The organism is Brevibacillus formosus, from assembly GCF_003013405.1.
Lineage (GTDB): Bacteria > Bacillota > Bacilli > Brevibacillales > Brevibacillaceae > Brevibacillus > Brevibacillus formosus.
Map to the genome: position 1 here is coordinate 171,356 of NZ_PXZL01000010.1, position 21,663 is coordinate 193,018.

A 21,663-nucleotide genomic window follows, 5' to 3' on the forward strand; every position below is an offset into this window, starting at 1 on the left:
CAAAAGATGCACGCTGACACTCGTATACTCATTGTTGATGACGAAGCAGATTTCCGCCATCTATTAACCAGTCGATTAAAGAGAAAGGGATATACCACGCTGGAAGCATCTGACGGAATCAGCGCACAGAAGCTAGTGACCAGCGAAACGATACATGTGATTCTGCTTGATTTGAAAATGCCCGGGATGGACGGTCTCGCCTTTCTGCAATGGTGCAAGGAAGCCTCACCTGCCATTCAAATCATTGTTGTGACGGGACACGGAACCATCGAAACAGCTATCGAAGCGATGAAACGCGGCGCTTATGATTATTTGACAAAACCTTACAACCTCAATGAATTGGAGGTTCTGATATCCAAGGCCCTCGAAAAACAGCAATTGACCGAGGAAAACCAACAGTTGAGAGAAGCTCTATCGACAAATGGGAAAACGACGTTTCAAATCGTTGCGGAAAGCCCGAAGCTAAAAGAGGTCATAGCAACTGCCAAGCGAGTGGCCAGTACGGATTTTCTCGTTCTCTTAAAAGGGGAAAGCGGGACAGGGAAGGATGTCATCGCGAGACTCATTTATGAATGTAGTGAGCGAGCATCAGAGGCATTCGTGCCGATCAATTTGGGGGCGATACCAGAAACGATGCTGGAAAGTGAACTGTTCGGGCATGAAAAGGGAGCTTTTACAGGCGCAACTGCTCAGAAAAAGGGACTGGTAGAGATTGCCCACCTGGGGACGCTCTTTTTGGATGAAGTAGGGGACTTGCCTTTTCCTTTGCAGGTCAAGCTGCTCCGTTTTCTGGAAACAGGTGAATTTCGCCGAATAGGGAGCCCGATTCTGCACAAGGTGGATGTTCGTATCATTGCTGCTACCAATGCCGATCTGGAAAAGAAAGTAGAAGAAGGAACGTTTCGATCCGATCTATATTTCCGGCTGCATGTCATGGATATAACGATTCCACCCCTCACCCAGAGAAGAGAGGACATTTTGCCACTGGCCGCTTTCTTTTTGAATCGACTCAAGCGCAAGTACCCAGTCAAACCGCTTTCTTTGAAAGCGCAGGCAGCTCTTTTGGCCTACTCATTCCCGGGGAATGTTCGGGAGTTGGCTCATATGATTGAACGCGCTGTCGTTTTGGCAAAAGGAGAGGAGATTGAGGACAAGGATCTTTTTCCTCACGAACAGCCAGTACTTCACAACCCGTCAGATCGGAAGCTCCTTTCATCAGCAGAAACGGAAGAGGAAGAGGTATTTTTACTGAAAAATGTAGAGCGAGAACATATCAAGCATGTGCTAGACGTTCTGCAATGGAACAAGACCAAGACAGCTGAGAAGCTGGGGATCAGCGTACGTAATCTGTATCGCAAAATCGAAGAGTACGAGCTGCGACCGTGACATTTTGTCGCATACTGACCATGACATTTTGGCATGGTCTTTTCTTTTTCTTGCAGTTTGGGAGCGCCAAGCCGTTCGTTTTCTTGCTTTTATCGTTTGGCATGCCTCTTGCTACTCTCATGGTGTGAATGCACGATCAACATGGAGGAGTGAGAGCTATGATCAAAAAAGAGAAGACGGGCTGGAAGAAGCTGTCTATGGTAGTAGTAGCGATACTGGTCTTTGCAGGCTGCGCTACACAGCCGACCGCTCAACCCACAACAGTGAATGAGGCCAAAGATAAAACAGCGAGTGGGGCAACGGGAGCGATCAATCTAGATTCCTACACCCCGCCTAGTATGGACAAGGTGCCAGAAGGGCCATTGGGAGAATCGATTAAGTATGGACATAAGTTAATGAATGAAACGAGCACAGTGATCCCTGAATACACAGGGAATAAGCTCTCCTGCTCCAGCTGCCACGGTAATGCCGGAATGGATGCGACCTCTCCTTTAACAGGTGTCACCGCAGTCTATCCCCAGTACATTCCAAGGTCTGGCAAAGTGCTTACCATTGAGGATCGCATCAATGGTTGCTTTCAACGAAGCATGAACGGAAAGCCATTGCCTTACAACAGCGATGAAATGAGAGCGATGGTCGCCTATCTGACGTATATCTCAACAGATGTACCAGTAGGCATTAAAGAGCGCCCGTGGATAGAGAAAAATGATATGAAGAGCGTACCTCAACCGAATGTGGCCAATGGAGAAGCCCTCTTTCAAAAATCGTGTATGCAATGCCATGCAGCTGATGGTTCAGGTACAGGTCCAAGCTCTGGACCAGCGCTATGGGGGGATAACTCCTTTAATATTGGTGCAGGTATGGCCCGAATTTCCAAAGCTGCTGGCTACATTCAGCGCAATATGCCTCTAGGGGAAATGGGCGGTATCAAGCAAGGTTCGTTAACGGATCAAGAAGCAGCGGACCTAGCTGCCTATATTTTGTCCAAGCCGCGTCCGGACTTTTCCAAAAAGGCACAAGACTGGCCAGCTGGAGGCGTTCCAAAGGATGTGCCGTATGAAGTAGACAGTTCAAAGAAAAAGCAATAGGAACTCAATACCTAACCCCAAAAAGGGGGCTGTCCCAAAAGTTATAAAATGACGGAGGGATAGTCCTCTTTTTGATAAAATGGAAGTGGCGAATTGTCAAAAAAGGAGGCGCCCAATGATTAAAACCTTTCAAAAAGGCATTATTTTCGATATGGACAATACCTTGTTGCAATCCAGGATCGATTTTACCGAGATGAAGCGGGCCATTTTTCAGCTATGGGTGGACAATGGGATCATTTCTCCTACACTTGAGTGGGAAAAGCATACTGCATCGCAGCTCATTGAGATCGGGCGAAAAGCGGAGCAGATGACGAGAGAGCTGGAGCAAGCGATGTGGGATGCGGTAACCGCGATCGAGAAGGAAGGGATGCATGGCGCTGTTCTGGAGCAGCACGCGGTAGAAGTTCTAGAAGAGTTAAAGAACCGATATCAGCTGTATATCTTGACCAACAACGCATATGCCGCCGCTGAGGAGGCTTTGAACGAGACGGGAATCGCCTCCTATTTTGATGAAATCGTCGCACGCGAGCAGATGACGACCTTGAAGCCATCTCCATCGGGCATTCACTATATCCGCAGCCGCAAGCCAGACTGGCCTGTTTCAGCTTGGACGATGATCGGGGATTCGTGGATCGATGGAAAGGCGGCCTGTGACGGACAAGTTGCTTTTATTGCCTATCAAGGGAATGAGCTGGACATGGAGCGAAATGGTGTTGTGCCAAGGGCGTACATAAATGATTTGGAAGAACTCCTGACCGTTCTTGAAAAGTTTGAGCAAGAGTAAAGTGCACTTCTCCAGTAAATGATTACAGACAATAGCGAAAAGTATGCTATACTTTGCATAACTGAATACCAGCCTTCAGGGTAGGGTGCAATTCCCGACCGGCGGTAATGACGAACGCACGTCTGAGCCCGCGACTCGCTATCGAAGCAGTTGATAGCGACTGACTTGGTGCAAATCCAAGGCCGACGGTACAGTCCGGATGGGAGAAGGTATTTGGAACGGCCTGTTTCGCTGTTTTTTTCAAAAAAACGGCAGAAGCAAGGCTTCTTTCTGAACGCCCTGAGCATAATATTCATGGGCGTTTTTATTTTTCATAAAACTTCATAGCGACAATCTTCAGGGCAAGGTGAAATTCCTGACCGGCGGTAATGGCGTACGTACGTCTGAGCCCGCGACTCGCTGACCACGCTTTTGCAGCGACTGATCTGGTGAAATCCCAGAGCCGACGGTACAGTCCGGATGGAAGAAGATTTTTTTGCTTTCTTCATTTGTTTTTTCAAAAAACGGATGAGGTAAGGCTTCTTTCCCTATGCCCTGAAACGCTTTGAGGTTTCAAGGGCTTTTTGCGTTGTGTTTGGCTGGAATGATGGAACAGAAAGGAGTGCGGTATGGAGCAGGACAGCAAGTACATGGATCTGGCGCTGGAGCTGGCACGATCGGCACGAGGCCAAACCAGTCCGAATCCCATGGTCGGAGCTGTAATTGTGAAGGATGGAACCATCGTGGGAATGGGAGCGCATCTGCGGGCAGGAGGACCCCATGCTGAAGTGCACGCACTGCGGATGGCTGGGGAAAAAGCGCAAGGTGCGAGCGTGTACGTGACGCTGGAGCCTTGCAGTCACTACGGGAAAACACCGCCGTGTGCAGAGGCGTTGATCGCAGCTGATGTACGTCGTGTCATTGTAGCGACGCTCGACCCGAATCCACTGGTAGCGGGACGAGGAGTGGAGATGCTGCGGGCCGCAGGGCTGGAAGTGACGGTCGGCGTGAGAGAAGAGGAAGCGAAGGCGCTCAATGAAGTCTTTTTCCATTACATCCAAACCAGACGTCCATTTGTGACGGTAAAGACGGCCAGTACATTGGACGGGAAAATCGCTTCGTTCACGGGACACAGTCGGTGGATTACGGGAGCAGAGGCTCGGGCAGAGGTGCATGAACTGCGCAGGCAGCACGATGCGATCCTCGTTGGGATTGGGACGATTCTCGCGGATGATCCACTGTTGACGGCGCGCCAGGAAGATCAGCGTTTTGGAAGCCAGCCAGTTCGCTTTATTTTGGACAGCCATTTACGGACGCCGTTGGATGCCCGAGTCGTCCAGAATGCAGATGCGAAGACATGGATCTTTACGACAGGTGCAGCTCCAAGGGAAAAGCAGGAGCAGCTTGAGGCAAGAGGAGTAAAGATCATTACAACGGCAGGGCCAATTCGCGTGGAAAAGGTGCTGGATACGTTGGGAGAGCTGGGGATTACCTCGTTGCTAGTAGAAGGCGGGCAGGAAGTAAACGGCTCCTTTTTGCAAGCGAGAGCGATTCAAAAGGTCGTGAGCCATATCGCGTTAAAGCTGATCGGAGGAAGCGGTGCGCCCTCGCCATTCGGTGGTCAAGGCTTTGCGACGATGGGAGAAGCGGTACAGCTGACAAATGTCACGATCACTCCTATTGGGAAAGGTGATGTACAGATCAGCGGGTACCCACAATGGGAGGATCAGACGTAGCGAGTAAGGAGGAGAGAGCATGTTCACGGGACTGGTCGAAGAAGTGGGCGTGTTGGAATCGATTCAAGGGAACGAGCAGGCGAGTCGACTGGTCATCCGCGCACAGCAGGTACTCGAAGGGGTGAAGCTCGGCGACAGTATCTCGGTCAATGGCATTTGCCTTACGGTTACTTCTTATACCAATCGTCAGTTTAGCGTCGATGTGATGCCAGAGACGATGAACAAGACGAGCTTGCGCCAACTACGCAGTGGACAGCGAGTGAATTTGGAGAGAGCGATGCGGCTGGGGGACAGATTTGGCGGGCATATCGTCTCCGGACATGTAGACGGGACCGGAGTGGTTGCTTCACGAGAGGTGAATGCGAATGCAGTCGTGTTTCGGATTGAGGCCAAACCGCAGCTGTTGAAGTACGTCATTGCCCGAGGATCGATTTGCATAGACGGTATCAGTCTCACCGTGGTGGACGTAAACGATAGCGGTTTTACCGTTTCGATCATTCCGCATACGCTGGCGAATACGAGTCTTGCAGACAGACGACCTGGGGACTTGGTGAATCTCGAAACAGATGTCATCGGCAAATACGTGGAGCGTTTGTTAGGTTATCAAAGCCATGGCGGTACAGAAAAATCTGGCGGGCTCAGTCTAGCCTTTTTGCAGGAAAACGGCTTCGCGTGAGTAGGAGGGAGAAATTATGTTTCATCGCATAGAAGAAGCGTTGGAAGATTTGCGTCAGGGCAAGGCAGTCATTGTGGTAGATGATGAGGATCGGGAAAACGAAGGAGATTTTGTCTGCATGGCCGAAGCGGCTACGCCGGAAATGATCAACTTCATGGTCACACATGGCAGGGGACTCGTTTGCGTACCGGTGACAGAAGAGCACGCAACTCGCTTGGAGCTGGCTCCGATGGTGAATGCCAATACAGACAAGCAAGGAACGGCTTTTACCGTGTCCATTGATGAAGGGAGTACACACACAGGGATTTCCGCTCATGAGCGCTCTCAGACGGTCCTGGCGATGCTGGACGCTCAGAAGACCGCAGAGGATTTCCGCAGACCGGGACATATTTTTCCGTTAATCGCGAAGTCTGGCGGTGTATTGCGTAGAGCAGGTCACACGGAGGCGGCAGTTGATTTGGCTCGCTTGGCGGGGGGCATACCGGCGGGAGTCATTTGCGAAATTATGAATGAGGATGGCTCTATGGCACGTCTGCCGCAATTGGTAGAGATCGCACGCCGCTTTGATCTCAAGCTGATTACAATTGCAGACTTGATAGCGTATCGGATGCGGACGGAATCCATGGTGAAAAAGGAAATCGAAGTGCAGCTTCCGACCGCTTACGGTGATTTTCGAATCGCAGCCTATACGAACGAGCTGGATGGCAAAGAGCATGTGGCTCTCATCAAGGGAGAGATCGGACCGGATGAGCCCATTCTCGTCCGCGTTCACTCGGAGTGCTTGACAGGCGATATTTTCGGCTCACATCGCTGCGACTGCGGTCCACAGCTGCACGCTGCATTGGAACAGATCGAAGCGAACGGACGCGGCATTTTATTGTACATGCGCCAGGAGGGCAGAGGCATTGGCTTGATTAACAAGCTGCGTGCCTACAAGCTGCAGGAGGAAGGCTTGGATACGGTTGAGGCCAATGAACAGCTAGGGTTCGCCGCTGATCTGCGAGATTACGGTATCGGTGCGCAAATTTTGCGCGATTTAGGCGTGCAACGCATGCGGCTTTTGACCAACAATCCACGAAAAATCCGCGGGCTTACCGGATATGGATTAACAGTAGAAGAACGGGTGCCGATTCAAATGCCGGAGCATCTGCACAACAAACAGTACCTAACAACAAAACAAGAGAAGCTGGGTCACCTGCTTCATCTGCACGGATAAGGAGAGGGAATAAACGATGAGAACATTCGAAGGACATTTGGTTGGAACAGGTTTGCGTGTAGGGATTGTGGCAGGACGCTTTAATGAATTGATCGTAAGCAAGCTGGTCGGAGGGGCTCTCGATGCCCTGAAGCGTCATGGCGTAGAAGATGAGCAGGTAGACGTGGCGTGGGTACCAGGGGCGTTTGAAATTCCGTTAATCGCCAAAAAAATGGCGGAATCGGGTCGCTATGATGCTGTTGTTACATTGGGAGCTGTCATTCGTGGCTCCACTCCACACTTCGATTATGTTTGCAATGAGACAGCAAAGGGAGTTGCGTCCCTATCTCTATCTACCGGGATACCTGTTATTTTTGGTGTTTTGACGACAGACAATATCGAGCAAGCTATCGAGAGAGCAGGAACCAAAGCAGGCAACAAAGGCTGGGAAGCAGCAACGGCAGCGATCGAAATGGCTAATTTATCTAGGCAGTTCGCTTAATCATTTCATAATAGAACGAGATGTTTCAACGGGGGCTTCGGCTCCCGTTTTCTATTTTTTTGGATAAAATCACCACGGACGGGTCAAAGTAAGAAAGATTTTCCTGAAAAAAAGGGGGATCTACCGTGAAGCCGACTGAATGGTGGAGAGCGCAAGTAGAGGCCATACGAGAAAAGCGGCGCATCGGTTCGGTTCAAGCGCGGCGAAGCGAACAAATTACACCGGATATGGTAAAACAATGCATGCAAAACGTGGATGACCTCAGCAGCTTGTCATTGAAGATGAATGACGAAGAGGTACACGTTTTTTTTCTCGATACGCTGGTGGATGTGTCCCAGATTTATGAGAATGTCTTTCTTCCGTTGCAGCGTTCCGATGGTAGAGATCCGATGCAGGCGCTCCCTTTCTCGCAGGAATGTCTTCTTGACGATATGGAGACGTTGATGAGTAACTTGCTGCGCGGTCATACCATTTTGTTTTTCCTGGAAAGGGATCTCATTCTGCATGTGAATACATTTCAGGTCCCACATCGTTCCATTACGAAATCCGAGACGGAGGCGACCGTCCTTGGACCGCAAGACTCCTTTGTTGAAATGCTGGAGATCAATTTGTCTTTGCTTCGGAGAAGACTAGCTACGCCTCATCTGAAAGTATCGAGCTACACGATTGGCACCGAGGCGCAGAACAAGATAGCTATCATTTATCTGGACAACATCGCGAACGCAGAAAATGTGGAGCGCGTGAAGAAACGGCTCGACAATGTCATTTACCCTGGATTTGTTGGGATGCCTGTCTTAAAGCAAATGCTGGAGGACAAGCCGTACTCTCCATTCCCGCAATTTGGCTTGACGGGTCGGCCTGACAACGCAACAGCAGCCTTGTTGGACGGCAGGATCGTGATCATGTTGAATGGCAGTCCGGATGCTGCCATCTGTCCGACTTCCTTTCTGGAGATGTTTAGCAGCCCTGAAGACTTCTACAATCGATGGTCAACGGCGAGCTTGCTGCGGATGATTCGCTTTTTCGGTTTGTTTATCACCATTATGCTCACCTCCAGCTACGTCTCTGTCCTGACGTATCATCCGGAAATGCTTCCCCCCGCTTTACTGACGATTTTGTCTGAATCACGCAGTCGGGTGCCTTTTCCGCCCGTGATTGAGGTACTCATTATTGAGCTCGTCATTGAGATCCTGAGGGAAGCAGGGATACGCATGCCGACTAAAATCGGCCAGACGATCGGTATCGTTGGCGGTATCGTGATCGGGACAGCCTCTGTACAAGCTGGGTTAGCCAGTAATATCCTGATCGTCCTTGTTTCTGTATCAGCACTGCTTTCTTTCGTGCCACCCAATTTTTTGATGAGTAATGCGATTCGGCTCGTTCGCTATGGTTTCATCTTGATGGCAGGATTATTGGGCATGTACGGCCAGATGCTGGCGCTGGCTTTTTTATTCGCGCACTTGCTCAATCTGACGTCACTCGGGACGCCGTACATGGCCCCGGGGGTTCCGCGTCAATGGACCGATTTGATGAATAGTCTCGTACGTGCTCCATTGAAGTTTATCGTCAATCGCAACCGCATGTCCCGGGCAAAGCAAAAGCATGTCCGGCCAGTTGGGGAGGACTAGGGTAGATGGATAGAGGGAGAATTCACAGCCTGAATCCGATCCTGGTAATCGGATTGATTATGAATACGATGGTGGGGGTTAATTTACTTGGATTGGCTCATCATGCAAGCAAAATGGGCTACAATCTGTGGTGGTCTCCGATTTTGCTGGGATGCATCGTCAGCCTAACTCTATTTCCCATGATGGCCTTGTGCCGACGCTATCCAGAGGATAATCTTTTCCGGATTCATGAAAAGCTGTTGGGAAAATGGTTGGGACGTTGTTTCAATATCCTGATTATCGTCTATGCCATTCTGAATGTATCAACCGCCAATGAAGGATACATCAGGCTGGTGCAAACCTCCATGCTGAGCAATCAGACAGCCACATTGCCATTGCTCGGCTTGACATTGACCATGGTCTACATTACAAATGGCGGCATCAAATTGATCGCGCGTTTTTGCCTGCTAACCTTCTTTTTTACGGGCTGGATGGTTTTTCTTTTGCAGTACGGTTTTCAAAAGGGAGGATTCACGCATATTTTTCCTCTGTTTAATACAGATTGGCGCAGTATAGCCGAAACCGTGCACAATTCCTACGCGAGTATGCTTGGGTATGAATTGGTCCTGTTTTTCTACCCGTATATCCAAGAGAAGAACAAGGCACACAAGCATGTGCTGATTGGGATATGGATCGTTGTTTTGCTGTACGTCATGATCTTGATCACAAGCGTAGCTTATTTTTCCGAATGGCAAATGGACAATCTCATTTATCCCATTTTGAATTTATTTAAGGCTGTAGAGTTGTCTTTTTTAGAGCGGATCGAAAATCTCGGGATTGGTCTCTGGGTCTTCCTCATTCTCAGCACGAGTACGGGATATTTATGGGTTGCGCGTACAGGTCTTGAAGAAATGGCAGAAAAGACGCGGCTGTGGCATCTGCTTTTACCGACCATCATTTCGTTTTTATTCATTGTGGGGCCATTATCTGTAGAAAAACAACGCTACATTTATGACAAGGTGACTGTTTATATAGCCTATGGATTGATCTTGTGGCCGATTTTTTTGTTATTGCTTCATTCCTTGAGGTTCGGTAGAGGAGAGCGGGTATCATGAAGAGGGTGAGCTGGTTTATTGTTACGGTTATCCTCTTGCTCAGCCTTTGCGGGTGCGGGGGCGAACTCGAACGGCCGGCACTGGAAGACATGGCTATGATTGGGGTTATGGGCTTTGATTATGTGGATCGTGAAAAGATAAATGTCACCGTGTCGGTACCGGTACCAGCCAGGAATAAAGAAACGACACAGGTGTACTCGACTAATGCCTCGATGACGAGTGAGGCAATGCTGAATCTCGCGACAAAAGCAGATAGGACCATGTCCCTTTCGCAATTGCGTGTGATTTTGTTCAGTGAAGAATACGCCCGCAAAGTAGGGATCGGAAAAGTCATCCTTGATCTCTATCGCAATCCGATTGTAGGAGAAAATGTATACATTGCCGTTGTACAAGGAAAAGCGAAAGATGTCATCAAAGGAACCTATAACCACAGGCCGGAAATCAATACGTATTTGAACAGCTTGCTCCGTCCGCGAGTGGAAACGGCCTTTTCGTCTTTTGCGACCATTCATGATTTTGTTTTTATGATGACCAGCAACACGATGGACCCCAATCTTCCGTATCTCATCCACGTTAACGGAGAAATTCAGATTTTTAAGGCGGCCCTTTTTCGAGTAGACAGGATGATCGGATTTTATTCACAGCGAGAGGGAAAGATGGTTCAGGGGTTTCTGGGAAGAGAACGTTTGCCACGTATGAGCTTCGAGTTCCAACATGTGACCAAGACAGGTAAAAAACAAACGGAAAGGGTCGTCTTCGATTTTGTGCGGGCAAAAACGAAAGTAAGAAGCGAAGGCAGCCTGAAAAAGCCTGTCATCCACATTGATCTTCGGGTAAGAGGAATGCTGGTGGGCTATTCAGGCAGCAAGGATTTGGAGAAGCGGGCTCAATTTCGGACCTTGGTTCAAGAGCTTGAGAAACGGATCAAAAAGGAAAGCATGGAGATGTTGCTACGTTTTCAAAAGCAAGGGGTTGACCCGGCGCAGCTAGAGGAGAGCATTCGCCAAAAATATCATGGCAAATGGACACGCGAAACGGGTCTCGCCCTTTATAAAAAAGCGAAATTCAACGTCAAGGTTCATGTGGATATAGTCGGTTTCGGCACACTGAAATAGTGAGCGATAGCAATCCGGCGTAGTTAGAACAGGCGCTTGAATTCGCGCCAGATCGCACCCAAAGTCCGACGATTTACATTTTGGAGCTTGCCGTATAACAGGTTCGTCAAACCGATGAAGGTGAGCTCCTGATCTTTCGTATACGGATACCAATTGAACTCGCGCTTGCGTTTGCCTGGATCATGGATGACAGAGATGCTGTGCGTAAAGGCTTGCAGTCCTGAAGGCCCGCGATAACGGCCGATACCGCTCTGTTTGACCCCGCCAAAAGGAAGATGGGGATTGGCGTAGCTGATAATGACGTCGTTGATGCACACATTGCCGCTGTCGAGCTGACGAGCTACGCGATCCGCTTTAGTTTTATCGGCTGACCATACCGAGGCATTCAGCCCGTACGGTGAGCTGTTAGCCAAGCGGACAGCCTCCTCTTCGGTGGCAAAAGTCATGATGGGCAGCACCGGACCAAAGGTCTCTTCCCGCATGATTTTCATGTCAGTCGTCACGTTTGTGAGGATGGTCGGCGCGATATACATGCTTTCAGAGGAAGGAAGTCCCCCAGTGACTGCAGTCGCGCCCGCAGCCAGTGCTTCGCTCACATGCTCACGGACAATGCCGATTTGCTGGGAAGACGTCATCGACCCGACCTCGGCCTGATTCGGATAGCTTTGGCGCAAGGCTTTTGTTTTTTCGGTGACCAGCTTGAGAAATTCAGGATATACCTTTTCATGGACAAAAAGCCGTTCGACAGACATACATACCTGCCCGGAGTTCGTAAAAGCCCCCCACACCGCGCCATTTGCTGCCCGTTCCAGATGAGCGTCTTCAAACACGATCATCGGGTCTTTACCGCCCAGCTCCAATTCAACAGGAATCAAATGCTCCGACGCTGTCGCCATAATTTTTTTGCCTGTCGCGACAGAGCCTGTGAAAAATATTTTATCCGGGCGCGCTGCCACCAGCGCCTGTCCAGCTTCCCGTCCCCCATGCAGGACAGTCACGACTCCATCTGGTATAGAAACAGCGGAAAACACCTCTTCAAGGAGCAGTCCGGTAGAAGCAGTTACCTCGGAAGGTTTTAAAATAACGGTATTGCCTGCTACGAGGGCAGATAATACAGGAATGATGGCAAGCTGAAACGGATAATTCCAGGGAGAGATGACCGCGACGACACCCATCGGCTTGTAGTGGATATACGATTTCTTCGGCCACAGCACGATAGAGGTTGGTACTGGCTGATCGGCCAGCATCTGATAGGCATGTTTTTCATAAAAACGGATCGTGTCGACAGTGACAAAAATTTCGGTCATGTAGGCTTCCAATGTAACTTTTCCGGTAGCCTCACTAATTTTTCGGGCGATTTCTTCGCCGTGGTCGACTAAATAGTGCCGCAACCGTGTCAAATAGTTCAGACGCTCGGCCAACGATATAGTGGACCAAGCTGGAAAGGCAAGACGCGCACGTGCCATCGCGTGTTCTACCTGTTCTGGAGTTGCTTCCTGTAAAGAGCCAAGCAGCTCTCCAGTGGCGGGATTTTGCATGGACATGACTGCCATCATGATTCACCTCGATTCAGGAGATAGAGATTCCGAAGAGAAGAGTGCATGCATCAAATGGGCAAAGGCCTGCTCAAAATGGGCAATCGCATCTTCCGGCTTCTGTAACTCATCGAGCAAAAATTGAAAAAGGAATCCGTCGATTGCAGAGTAGATGAGTGAAATTGCGGAGTTTTCGTCGATGGTCAAAGTGGATTGTTCTTCTCGCTGCAATCGTACAAGCATACGAGAGATGAGCTGATGCAGACGGGAACGAATGACTTTTACCTGCTCACCAAACGCAGGAACGTACATGGCCTGTACTTGCAAGTCATACCAGAGCCGATGCAGCTTTCGATCCTCATGTAGACTCCGGCACAAGACACGGGCTAGAGCTGCTGACCATTTTCCAGATGGAGCTGCGAGCACTTCGCGTTCCAACTCCTCCATAAAACGTCCTTTGTAGCTAGAGATTACAGCGAGCAAAAGCTCTTCTTTGCTTGCAAAGTAATAATGCAGAATGCCAAGTGAGACGCCAGATTCCTTGGCAATGTCGCGCAAGGAAACATGTGCATACCCTTTTTCAGCCAAACAAGCAGTCGCTTGCTCAATCAAAAATGCCCGTTTTGCTTCGGCTTTTTTATGGGTAGTCACTTTCTCACCTCTTTTTGGACGACTGTCCAGTTTTTCTGTTTTTATTGTATTTTTAACGGATGATGTCTGTCAATGAAAAGAGCTGCCCATAAAAAAGAAGCAGCTTTATTGCCGCTTCTTTTGCCGCTCCCAGCGTCGTAAATACGGATAAGGATCAAATGACCAATCTGCGTCGCCAGTTTCCCTGTACATACCGTAGTGCAGGTGGGGAGGGAATTTGCCAGAGGTGCCGGGCTTCCCGTATCCAGAGCTGCCGACATATCCGATCACTTCCCCCGGCTCCACGATGTCACCCGGCTTCAAGCCCTTTTTAAACGAGGACAGATGTGCGAAGTAATGGTACACATTGCCCATGTCCCGCATGCCGATTCGCCATCCGCCATACCTGTTCCAACCGATTACCTCAATGACTCCGTAGGCTGTGCTGAGTACAGGGGTGCCGTGACTGGCAAAAATATCGGTCCCCTCGTGGATACGACGACCACCCCAGCCGCGCGGAGCCCCCCATGTACTGCGGTAGCTGTATTCGTACCTCGCTGGGATGGGAAAATGGCGCTCATCTAAGTGCAGATGCTGATACTTTGCATACACCTGAGCGAATTGCCTGATCGTCTTCACGGACCGATCCCGCTGGTAGTACGACCAGAGACCGATTTGCCAATCTTCATGGGAGAAGCCGTATTGGGATAGGTAGTGAATGAAAGTAATGAATGCATCGAGATCGTTGTGACGATCCGCGGCACCATCGCCATCCCCGTCCATCCCGATCCCTTCAAAAAACTGAATAGATACCGGATTCGTATCCTCTGCATCAGGGTTGAACGCACCTGCCCAACGATCGCTTGGAATCTCCAAGGCTGTTAGCCGCGAAACATTTTTTTGCTCCTGCTTCTTCCTGCGTATTTTCATGGTTCGCTCGTATTGATCAATGGCTGCTAAATAATTCCACGGAATGCCGTACATCGATTCCAAGCGCAAAAAGAGTTGCAAGCGTTCTTGAAGAACCGGGTCTTGCTCTTTGGCGGACGAAGCGATTCCGGCGGCGGATTCTAGTGGAGAAATTGCTGCAACCACGCACAAGCTGATCTGAACGATTAGGCGGAAAACCCGCATGCCTTCTCCCTCCAGCCTTGTAGTCATTGGTTGTAGTTTCTGCCAGTTGGAGTGGAATATCCAAGATACTTTTGGAAGAGCTTTTGGCTGTTATCGAGGAAAGTTTTGTAAATTTGCAGGAAAAACAGGCAGGAGCACACCATATCGTCAAAGAATTGAAATCAGGAGGAGTGTATTCCTTAAAAATCGCCATGAGGAGGCTGTGTGATGAGCAAAAAAGTGTTGATAGTAACAGGCGACGCTGTAGAGGCACTGGAGGTTTTCTATCCGTATTACCGCTGCTTGGAGGAAGGGTATGAAACGGTCATTGCAGCACCAAGCGTGAAAACGCTGCACACTGTTTGCCATGATTTCGAAGCACACAGTGATACTTACACAGAAAAGCCAGCTTATCAGCTTCCAGCCCATGTTGCATTTTCAGACATTAACCCTGAGGCGTTTGACGCCTTAATTATTCCGGGGGGACGAGCACCTGAGCATATCAGGCTCAATGAGCATTTGAAGCCGATTGTGGCGCACTTTTTCGAGACGAACAAGCCGGTCGCAGCCATCTGCCACGGCTCCCAAGTATTGACCATCGTTCGCGAGCACTTAGCCGGCCGTGAAATCACAGCTTACCAGGCTTGCAGACCCGATGTAGAAGCGTGCGGAGCGATCTACCAAACGGAAACGCTCCATGTTGATGGGAATCTTGTTTCCGGCCATGCATGGCCAGACCTGCCAGGCTTCATGCGTGAATTCCTCCGTTTGCTCAAGTGAACAATCAGTCCTCCAAACTTCCGTCATCGCTGGCGGAAGTTTTTTCGTTCTGACAGATGCTTTTCATCCAGCCTTTTCCTCTGTATCATAAAGGGAAAGTATGTTCGTCTGTTTCATGTGAGGAGTGGAATTGATCGTGCTGTCATTTATTCATACAGCGGATGTCCATCTGGACGCGCCGCTTCAAATGTTAGGGGAGCGCTACGAGCTGCGTCAGGATGATTTTCGTCAAACGATGAAAAGAATTTGTGACCTCGTTCGTGAAAAGGGAGCGGACTTCTGGCTCATTGCCGGAGATTTGCTGGAATACCACGGGGGAAGACGATCCACTGCGATGTTTTTACGTGATCTTTTTGCCAGTATCGCACCAATCCCTGTCGTAATCGCACCTGGCAATCACGATCCGTGGCGAGCGGATTCATTTTATCAAACATTGGAATGGCCAGGGAATGTCTACTGGTTTACACCCGAGTGGGGCGTGTATGAATTTCCCGAAAAGTCGTGCGTGATCTACGGCTGGGGCTTCGGGCAGCCACATGTGTACGAGTCGCCACTGGATACATTTCCAGGCAAATTGGAAGGGTATGCCCATCATCTGATGGTTTTGCATGCCAGTGTGCTTTCCGGTTCAGGAGACGAAGAGCATCATCCGTATGCGCCTGTCACCTTGCAGCAGCTCGTACAGACGGACATGGACTATGTTGCGATGGGACACATTCACAAGCCTGAACAGTTCATGCATCCTGTCAAAAAACAACCGTTCGCAGCTTACCCAGGCTCTCCAGAAGGATTGACGAGCAAGGAAGCGGGAGAACGAAATGTTTTGTATGGAGAGCTGGATCATGATGGCAGATTGCAGCTCACGGCGATTCCTGTTCAGTCACGCAAAATTCGAAAGCTGGAAATCGCAGGGAATGGAGTAGAAACGACTGAGCAGCTCATTGATCGGATGGAGCAGCAACTCCTAGAGGAAAAGGATTCTGATATGATGTACATCACACTGACAGGGGAGCGCGCAGCCCATTTTCAGCCTCCATTGTCCGTCCTTCAACAGCGATTTTCTCGTTTTTTTGTGCTGCATCTGATAGACCGGACCTGGCCCGATGTGGATGAGGACAAGCTGATCGCAGATGGTGGCGTCTGGGGGAGATGGCTTTCCAAGCTGGCAGAGGCGGAGTCCCGTGCGCAAAATGAGGATGAACGAGAAATCGTCAGGTTAGCCAAGCAAGAGGCTTTAGCGCGGATTGGAGGAACCATTCGATGAAAATGGAGGAGCTAGTGCTAGTGGGCTTCGGAAAATGGCAGGATGCTTCCTTCCGTTTTGCTCCAGGCATTAATCTGTTTTATGCCCCCAATGAGTCAGGAAAATCAACCATCCTTCAGGGAATATTCGCTGCCTTGTATGGAATGAAACGCGATTACGTCAAAACGACGCGATACTTGCCTGAATATGAAAAGTACCGTCCATGGCAGAGTGGCTCTTATGAAACGATCATTACGTATAAATTAGCGGGCAAAACCTATCGCCTACATCGTCAGTTGACAAAGGAGCGGGAGGAGGCGCGCCTCTTTTTGGACCCCGAATGGACGGAGCTGACTGATCTTTATTTGGAAGACAGACGCAAAGAACGGAATTTTATCGAAAAGCATACGGGACTTACACGCAGTCTATTTACGGATTTGACGTGGATCAGGAGAGAACCGCTTCAAGCGGCTGAGCATTTGATTCCGACCTTTACGACTGTGGAAGAAGCCAATCCGGCAGTCCAACAAATTTTGGCGGATCTGGATCGAGAGGTTGCCCTCATCGGCAAAAAAGAACGGGCCGAAAATACACTTTTGGGAAAAGCCGCTACGAAGGTGGCCCAAAAAGAGCAGGAGAAGGAAATCGCCAAAGCAGCGTGGCGAACGATCAGCCAACTGACGCTGCAAATAGCGGAAGCCACAGAAGAATGTCAGCAATTAGAACTGCGGCGCAGCCGATTGCAGCAGCGTCTGGACCGCTCAATCGGACAAGCAAAAGCGTTGCAGGAACGCTGGCAACGAAGCCATGCTCCTGTCAGTCAACAAGACTGGGCGTGGTGGGAGCAAACAGCTCGCTCTGAGGCAGAGTTGGTTATTCACGAAGAGGCAAGACGAGGTTTCACTCAGGTAAACATGCCATCGGTCGCCGTTCAACAGAGTGCTGACCAGCTTATACCCTTACAGCACGATTATGAAAAAGGCGCACAATTGCTCAAACAGCGAGAAGCACTGCATATTCGTTTGGCGACATTGGCTGTATCCGCTCTTTCTACAACTCCGCGAAGTGCAGCCTCACGCAGCACCCGACAAAGCAATCAGGCAAAAAGGAAGCGGGGAGCTGCACTCATGTGGAGCGGCGCAGGGATACTGTCTGTTCTCGGGTTAATCGGTTTCATGAGTGGGCATCCAGTTCTGGGAGGAATTTCTGTAACTGCCGCTTTGTTGCTGTTCGGTTTTGGGGTTTTCTTGCTCCGAGCAGGCGCGGGTGCGGGCAGAGCCAAACAGACAGCAGATCATGATACGGTACAGGAAACTCAAAGGGTACAAGCAGAGATTGCTTCCATCGATGCTGAAATCGCCGCACTCGTTCAGAGATGGGGTGCGAGTAATTGGGATACATTTTTGGAAAGACGGGAAGAGCTACTGAAAGCCACAAGCAAGCAACAATCAGAGGAGCTTCTGTCGGAAATGGCGAAAACGAAGCAGGAGGCTGAGCTGTCTGCAAGCTGGGGCGAGACACTTCGGACCTTGCTGGATCAGGAAAAAAACGTGCTTGAGACCGAGCAAGGCAAATTGCGCATCGAGTTGGTGGAGATGGAGGAGAGACTGCAGGAGCTGCGGGAACAAATAGCCAGAGGAAATGGGGAGATGGCGGTTCACGAGAGCCTGTCATTATCTCGCGCGACTGATGAGCTTGCGGAAGCGCAGGCAGCACTTCGTCAATTGCAAAATAAGCGGGATGCCCTTCAATTGGCTCGGGAAATGCTACAGGAGGCAGTAGGGGAATGGCAGCGGGATAGCACACCCGCGGTGAATCAGCAGGCTTCGGAGATCATCGAGCATATTACAGGGGGAGCGTATCGGGATGTCAGACTCGATCCCCGTGAAGGATTTGCCATCCGTTTGCTTGCGCCGACCAAACAAATGGTGCTCGAACAGGATCAATGTTCCACCGGGACCATCGATCAGCTATACCTTGCCCAGCGTTTGGCATTGGTGCATCATGCCAAGCAGTCGGAGCCATTGCCTCTCTTTTTCGATGATCATTTTGTCCATTATGATGAAGAGCGTCTGCGTCGAACGCTTGACTATGTCGCGATGCTGGCAGAAGAACATCAAGTGTTTCTTTTCACCTGTCATGAGCGAGAGCTGCGCATGCTTGCGCCATTGCTTCGTCAAGAGAAGCGTCATGCCGTTCATCGGATCGGGTAATTGTTTCCGGGGCAGGAAAGAGGTTGCCCCTCCGAAATCCAACCTCTATAATGGAGATTGTTATTGTCTTGTACCATGATGTCACATGAGGAGTGAGCCCTATGACGCAACGCAAGCCGGAGTGGCTCAAGATCAACCTTGTTTCAGGATCAGAACTAGCCAGCTTTAAAGAGCTTAAGCAAACCATGCGCACGAAGACGCTACATACCGTTTGTGAAGAAGCAAAATGCCCCAACATTCATGAATGCTGGGCAAGCGGTACAGCAACTTTCATGATTTTGGGTGATATATGTACCCGTGCCTGTCGGTTTTGTGCAGTAAAAACTGGACTGCCGACGGAGCTGGATACAGCTGAACCAGAACGTGTAGCAGAAGCAGCAGAACAAATGCGTTTGAAGCATGTCGTTGTTACTTCTGTTGCTCGTGATGATTTGGCAGATGGAGGCGCACAGATTTTTGCCGATACGATTCGTGCAATTCGTCGTCGACTGCCGTTTGCCTCGGTAGAAGTATTGATTCCTGATTTTATGGGGAACTGGGATGCGCTAAAAGTGGTCATGGACGCAAAGCCTGACGTACTAAATCACAACATTGAGGCGGTTCGCCGAATGTCAGATCGCGTACGGGCAAGAGCCAAATACGATCGGACGCTGGAATTGTTGAAAAAGGCGAAGGAATTTCAGCCGAGCATTCCGACGAAGTCCAGTCTGATGATTGGTGTAGGCGAGACGATGGAGGAAATCATCGAAACGATGGATGACTTGCGTTCTGTCGACGTCAACATCATGACGATTGGTCAGTATTTGCAACCGACCAAGAAGCATTTGAAGGTAGAAAAGTTTTACCATCCAGATGAATTCGCTCGCTTGAAGGATGAAGGCATGAAGCGTGGTTTTAGCCACGTAGAGTCAGGGCCATTAGTGCGGAGTTCTTATCACGCTCACGAGCAGGCGAGTGCCGCGAAGGAAACGATTGCGAAAGAATCCATGCCGAAAGCACAATAATAAGTAACCCCCTCAGCCGCCCAATACGAGCGGAAATGAGGGGGTTTTTCACTTCATGGGGGAGAAAAGCGCTTTAGCGACTGGTTGTACCTGTATGAGCTTTGTGAGTAGTCTTCGTAGGCTGGGGTGTTCCACCCATACGCTTGACTAGCGTATCAATGCTATTCGCATCTTCTGTACGCGCTGTACTCACATTGCTGGAGCGGCTGGCAACACGAGCGATTTCCTGGATATCATTTGGATTATCGGTTACATACACTCTGTAATAGCGTGGTGATACCGATTCTGCATTCATTTTTGCCTGTTTTTTCGCTGTACGTGCATCTGCTCCTTGTGTGTTCAGCCCCACAAAAATTTCTCGATCCGTTACCAAGACGGTAGACCGTTGAACGCCAGGGCAGCTCGCAGTAACATTCCCAACAGCCTGCGCCAATGTGTTACGATCTACATAGACGTTGGTTACGCCAGCGGTACGCATATGCTGACGGTCAGTCTGTGCATAGCCCATTCGTGGCATTCCGGTTTGCATGACACCTGCACCGCCGCGGTTCCAGGCACGATTTTGATAAATGGACTGGTTCGCACCGGCTGGCCCGTTGTTAATACCCATCGTACCCATTCCTGTCGTGCCCATTCCTGCGTTATGATCCGTAAAGGCATTATACGGTCTCATACCGCTCGTGAAGGCGTTGTAGTTGTTGACATTTGCCCGTGGATAGGTACCATTTGGGAACAAGCCATTGTTGATTCCATCGTTGTTGGTAAGCCCCATGCCATTACGGACGTGACCACCGCCAAAATTGTTGGAACGTACTCCGTTGTTGTTGTCGCCGTTGAACCAGTCAAAGTTGTTCAAACCCATCCCGTCGTAGTTGCGGACGTGCATTCCATCAACGTTTCTGGTGTAAGGCGCGGCTTGATTCGTCATTGTCCTGTTCGGTTGTGTGTTATTAGGCGCAGCGTTGTTGTTACAACCAGAAGCCAAGAGCACAATACCTGCAATTGCAGAATACAACCATGTCTTTTTCAATGGTAACACCCCCTACACGATAGAATGTCCAAAGGCACATGGCAGTTATCGTGGGAAATTTAGCTCATGTTGCGTGAAATATGATAAGATGGACGTAGTATACATGCGTAAGGAGGAAGCGAGTTTGATTCGCACGCAAGCCGGTACTTATGAAGTCATGGAAGTAAATCGAGACGGCTGGAACCTTGAAGCGTTCAAGGAGCGCTATAGCGACATCCTCGACAAGTACGATTATATTGTAGGGGACTGGGGCTATGGTCAGCTTCGTCTTCGTGGGTTTTATACTGACGCCAATCGCAAAGTACCGTTCGAGCAGCGGATCGCCGCTTTGGATGAGTACCTGCATGAGTTCTGCAATTTTGGTTGTCCGTACTTCGTTTTGCGCAAGGTAAAAGCAAATGTTGGCAACAGCGACGACCAAAGCGGGCAAGACGAAGCTGGCTTTGATGTCATCATTGATATTCGTCAGGACATTCCTCGTGAAGAGGGTGGCTCTTCGCCCTATGTAGAACGAAAAGAGCGCAGACGCTATCACCCGCGTCAAAATAAACAGGATCGCCAGAACAATGCTGGTGCTGAACGCAACGGGGCAGGGAGAAACGAACGCGGGGAGAAGCCAAAGTTCCAAAAGGATCGCCCCGATAAAAACGGCAAGGACTCCAACTCACGAGACCGCCGTCCCAATCAATTGAAACCCAATCGTGAACGCGATAAAGTTCCAACAGGACCAAATACGCCAAAGCGCGATTCCTAAAAACGAATCAGAATAACAAAAGCATAGAAAAAGAGCCCTGTATTTCAGGGCTCTTTTCGTTTTTTGATCTAATAACCGCCGCCCCAACCACCAGGGGATCCACCCCAGCCACCAGGTGCCCCACCCCAACCACCGGCTGCTCCACCCCAGCCGGGATTCCAACCAGGCCAGCCTCCCC

General features: G+C 49.9%; 19 protein-coding genes and 2 riboswitches. Of the genes, 15 read left to right on the plus strand and 4 right to left on the minus strand.

Features of this window, described 5'->3' with window-relative positions; all coding sequences use genetic code 11:
- Window positions 1–6: 6 nt before the first annotated feature.
- The 10 genes from C7R91_RS10795 to C7R91_RS10840 all read left to right on the plus strand — a co-directional run bounded on the left by C7R91_RS10795 (window position 7) and on the right by C7R91_RS10840 (window position 11,183).
- Entirely contained in the window at window positions 7–1,386 is a 1,380-nt protein-coding gene (locus C7R91_RS10795; protein WP_047073035.1) for a sigma-54-dependent transcriptional regulator, read from the plus strand.
- 158 nt (window positions 1,387–1,544) lie between these two features.
- Window positions 1,545–2,474, plus strand: a complete 930-nt coding sequence (locus C7R91_RS10800) for a c-type cytochrome (protein WP_047073034.1) — start codon at window positions 1,545–1,547, stop codon at window positions 2,472–2,474.
- Window positions 2,475–2,589: 115 nt separating this feature from the next.
- Window positions 2,590–3,258 (plus strand): HAD family hydrolase, encoded by a 669-nt coding sequence (locus C7R91_RS10805; RefSeq protein WP_047073032.1) that lies wholly within the window; start codon window positions 2,590–2,592, stop codon window positions 3,256–3,258.
- A 67-nt stretch (window positions 3,259–3,325) separates the two neighbouring features.
- A riboswitch (FMN riboswitch) is annotated at window positions 3,326–3,473 on the plus strand.
- A 113-nt stretch (window positions 3,474–3,586) separates the two neighbouring features.
- Window positions 3,587–3,733, plus strand: a riboswitch (FMN riboswitch).
- Window positions 3,734–3,866: 133 nt separating this feature from the next.
- On the plus strand, window positions 3,867–4,973 hold the full coding sequence (gene ribD, locus C7R91_RS10810; protein ID WP_047073031.1) for a bifunctional diaminohydroxyphosphoribosylaminopyrimidine deaminase/5-amino-6-(5-phosphoribosylamino)uracil reductase RibD: 1,107 nt from the start codon (window positions 3,867–3,869) through the stop codon (window positions 4,971–4,973).
- Between the two features lie 19 nt (window positions 4,974–4,992).
- Window positions 4,993–5,649: a riboflavin synthase gene (locus C7R91_RS10815; protein ID WP_047073030.1), complete on the plus strand. Its 657-nt coding sequence runs from the start codon at window positions 4,993–4,995 to the stop codon at window positions 5,647–5,649.
- Between the two features lie 16 nt (window positions 5,650–5,665).
- Window positions 5,666–6,865 carry a bifunctional 3,4-dihydroxy-2-butanone-4-phosphate synthase/GTP cyclohydrolase II gene (locus tag C7R91_RS10820; RefSeq protein WP_047073029.1) on the plus strand — a complete coding sequence of 400 codons (1,200 nt, stop codon included), beginning with the start codon at window positions 5,666–5,668 and terminating at the stop codon, window positions 6,863–6,865.
- A 16-nt stretch (window positions 6,866–6,881) separates the two neighbouring features.
- Window positions 6,882–7,346, plus strand: coding sequence for a 6,7-dimethyl-8-ribityllumazine synthase (gene ribH, locus C7R91_RS10825; protein WP_047073028.1), 465 nt, complete (start codon window positions 6,882–6,884; stop codon window positions 7,344–7,346).
- A 125-nt stretch (window positions 7,347–7,471) separates the two neighbouring features.
- Window positions 7,472–8,974 (plus strand): spore germination protein, encoded by a 1,503-nt coding sequence (locus C7R91_RS10830; protein WP_047073027.1) that lies wholly within the window; start codon window positions 7,472–7,474, stop codon window positions 8,972–8,974.
- Window positions 8,975–8,979: 5 nt separating this feature from the next.
- Complete coding sequence (locus C7R91_RS10835; protein ID WP_047073026.1) at window positions 8,980–10,068, plus strand: GerAB/ArcD/ProY family transporter; 1,089 nt, start codon at window positions 8,980–8,982, stop codon at window positions 10,066–10,068.
- The gene (locus tag C7R91_RS10840; protein WP_047073025.1) at window positions 10,065–11,183 is read left to right on the plus strand and encodes a Ger(x)C family spore germination protein; all 1,119 of its coding nucleotides are present in this window, start codon (window positions 10,065–10,067) and stop codon (window positions 11,181–11,183) included. Before C7R91_RS10835 ends, C7R91_RS10840 begins: the two co-directional genes overlap by 4 nt.
- Before the next feature lie 23 nt (window positions 11,184–11,206).
- On the opposite strand, the gene C7R91_RS10845 is transcribed toward C7R91_RS10840, so the two are convergent.
- The 3 genes from C7R91_RS10845 to C7R91_RS10855 all read right to left on the minus strand — a co-directional run bounded on the left by C7R91_RS10845 (window position 11,207) and on the right by C7R91_RS10855 (window position 14,482).
- Complete coding sequence (locus C7R91_RS10845) at window positions 11,207–12,739, minus strand: aldehyde dehydrogenase family protein (protein WP_047073024.1); 1,533 nt, start codon at window positions 12,737–12,739, stop codon at window positions 11,207–11,209.
- 3 nt (window positions 12,740–12,742) lie between these two features.
- On the minus strand, window positions 12,743–13,369 hold the full coding sequence (locus C7R91_RS10850) for a TetR/AcrR family transcriptional regulator (protein ID WP_047073023.1): 627 nt from the start codon (window positions 13,367–13,369) through the stop codon (window positions 12,743–12,745).
- A 105-nt stretch (window positions 13,370–13,474) separates the two neighbouring features.
- Entirely contained in the window at window positions 13,475–14,482 is a 1,008-nt protein-coding gene (locus C7R91_RS10855) for a M23 family metallopeptidase (RefSeq protein ID WP_047073022.1), read from the minus strand.
- Window positions 14,483–14,689: 207 nt separating this feature from the next.
- On the opposite strand from C7R91_RS10855, the gene C7R91_RS10860 reads away from it, so the two are divergent.
- The 4 genes from C7R91_RS10860 (at window position 14,690) to lipA (ending at window position 19,701) form a co-directional block, all read left to right on the plus strand.
- Window positions 14,690–15,241, plus strand: coding sequence for a DJ-1/PfpI family protein (locus tag C7R91_RS10860; RefSeq protein WP_047073020.1), 552 nt, complete (start codon window positions 14,690–14,692; stop codon window positions 15,239–15,241).
- Between the two features lie 136 nt (window positions 15,242–15,377).
- On the plus strand, window positions 15,378–16,505 hold the full coding sequence (locus tag C7R91_RS10865; protein ID WP_047073018.1) for a metallophosphoesterase family protein: 1,128 nt from the start codon (window positions 15,378–15,380) through the stop codon (window positions 16,503–16,505).
- Window positions 16,502–18,697, plus strand: a complete 2,196-nt coding sequence (locus C7R91_RS10870) for an ATP-binding protein (protein WP_047073016.1) — start codon at window positions 16,502–16,504, stop codon at window positions 18,695–18,697. The genes C7R91_RS10865 and C7R91_RS10870 overlap by 4 nt, the downstream gene beginning before the upstream one ends.
- A gap of 101 nt (window positions 18,698–18,798) precedes the next feature.
- A complete protein-coding gene (lipA, locus tag C7R91_RS10875) occupies window positions 18,799–19,701 on the plus strand; it encodes a lipoyl synthase (RefSeq protein ID WP_047073014.1) in 903 nt (300 codons plus the stop codon).
- A gap of 73 nt (window positions 19,702–19,774) precedes the next feature.
- Here lipA and C7R91_RS10880 read toward each other — a convergent pair whose 3' ends face one another.
- Complete coding sequence (locus C7R91_RS10880; protein ID WP_236697957.1) at window positions 19,775–20,740, minus strand: YhcN/YlaJ family sporulation lipoprotein; 966 nt, start codon at window positions 20,738–20,740, stop codon at window positions 19,775–19,777.
- A 79-nt stretch (window positions 20,741–20,819) separates the two neighbouring features.
- Here C7R91_RS10880 and C7R91_RS10885 point away from each other — a divergent pair, with 79 nt between their 5' ends.
- The gene (locus C7R91_RS10885) at window positions 20,820–21,485 is read left to right on the plus strand and encodes a YutD family protein (protein WP_047073011.1); all 666 of its coding nucleotides are present in this window, start codon (window positions 20,820–20,822) and stop codon (window positions 21,483–21,485) included.
- Window positions 21,486–21,663: the final 178 nt, after the last annotated feature.

What these genes read in the sequence shown, in the direction of transcription:
- C7R91_RS10795 (WP_047073035.1), top strand. Translation starts at nt 7, where the DNA reads ATGCACGCTGACACTCGTATACTCATTGTTGATGACGAAGCAGATTTC.
- C7R91_RS10800 (WP_047073034.1), top strand. Translation starts at nt 1,545, where the DNA reads ATGATCAAAAAAGAGAAGACGGGCTGGAAGAAGCTGTCTATGGTAGTA.
- C7R91_RS10805 (WP_047073032.1), top strand. Translation starts at nt 2,590, where the DNA reads ATGATTAAAACCTTTCAAAAAGGCATTATTTTCGATATGGACAATACC.
- ribD (WP_047073031.1), top strand. Translation starts at nt 3,867, where the DNA reads ATGGAGCAGGACAGCAAGTACATGGATCTGGCGCTGGAGCTGGCACGA.
- C7R91_RS10815 (WP_047073030.1), top strand. Translation starts at nt 4,993, where the DNA reads ATGTTCACGGGACTGGTCGAAGAAGTGGGCGTGTTGGAATCGATTCAA.
- C7R91_RS10820 (WP_047073029.1), top strand. Translation starts at nt 5,666, where the DNA reads ATGTTTCATCGCATAGAAGAAGCGTTGGAAGATTTGCGTCAGGGCAAG.
- ribH (WP_047073028.1), top strand. Translation starts at nt 6,882, where the DNA reads ATGAGAACATTCGAAGGACATTTGGTTGGAACAGGTTTGCGTGTAGGG.
- C7R91_RS10835 (WP_047073026.1), top strand. Translation starts at nt 8,980, where the DNA reads ATGGATAGAGGGAGAATTCACAGCCTGAATCCGATCCTGGTAATCGGA.
- C7R91_RS10840 (WP_047073025.1), top strand. Translation starts at nt 10,065, where the DNA reads ATGAAGAGGGTGAGCTGGTTTATTGTTACGGTTATCCTCTTGCTCAGC.
- C7R91_RS10845 (WP_047073024.1), bottom strand. Translation starts at nt 12,739, where the DNA reads ATGATGGCAGTCATGTCCATGCAAAATCCCGCCACTGGAGAGCTGCTT.
- C7R91_RS10855 (WP_047073022.1), bottom strand. Translation starts at nt 14,482, where the DNA reads ATGCGGGTTTTCCGCCTAATCGTTCAGATCAGCTTGTGCGTGGTTGCA.
- C7R91_RS10860 (WP_047073020.1), top strand. Translation starts at nt 14,690, where the DNA reads ATGAGCAAAAAAGTGTTGATAGTAACAGGCGACGCTGTAGAGGCACTG.
- C7R91_RS10870 (WP_047073016.1), top strand. Translation starts at nt 16,502, where the DNA reads ATGAAAATGGAGGAGCTAGTGCTAGTGGGCTTCGGAAAATGGCAGGAT.
- lipA (WP_047073014.1), top strand. Translation starts at nt 18,799, where the DNA reads ATGACGCAACGCAAGCCGGAGTGGCTCAAGATCAACCTTGTTTCAGGA.
- C7R91_RS10885 (WP_047073011.1), top strand. Translation starts at nt 20,820, where the DNA reads ATGGACGTAGTATACATGCGTAAGGAGGAAGCGAGTTTGATTCGCACG.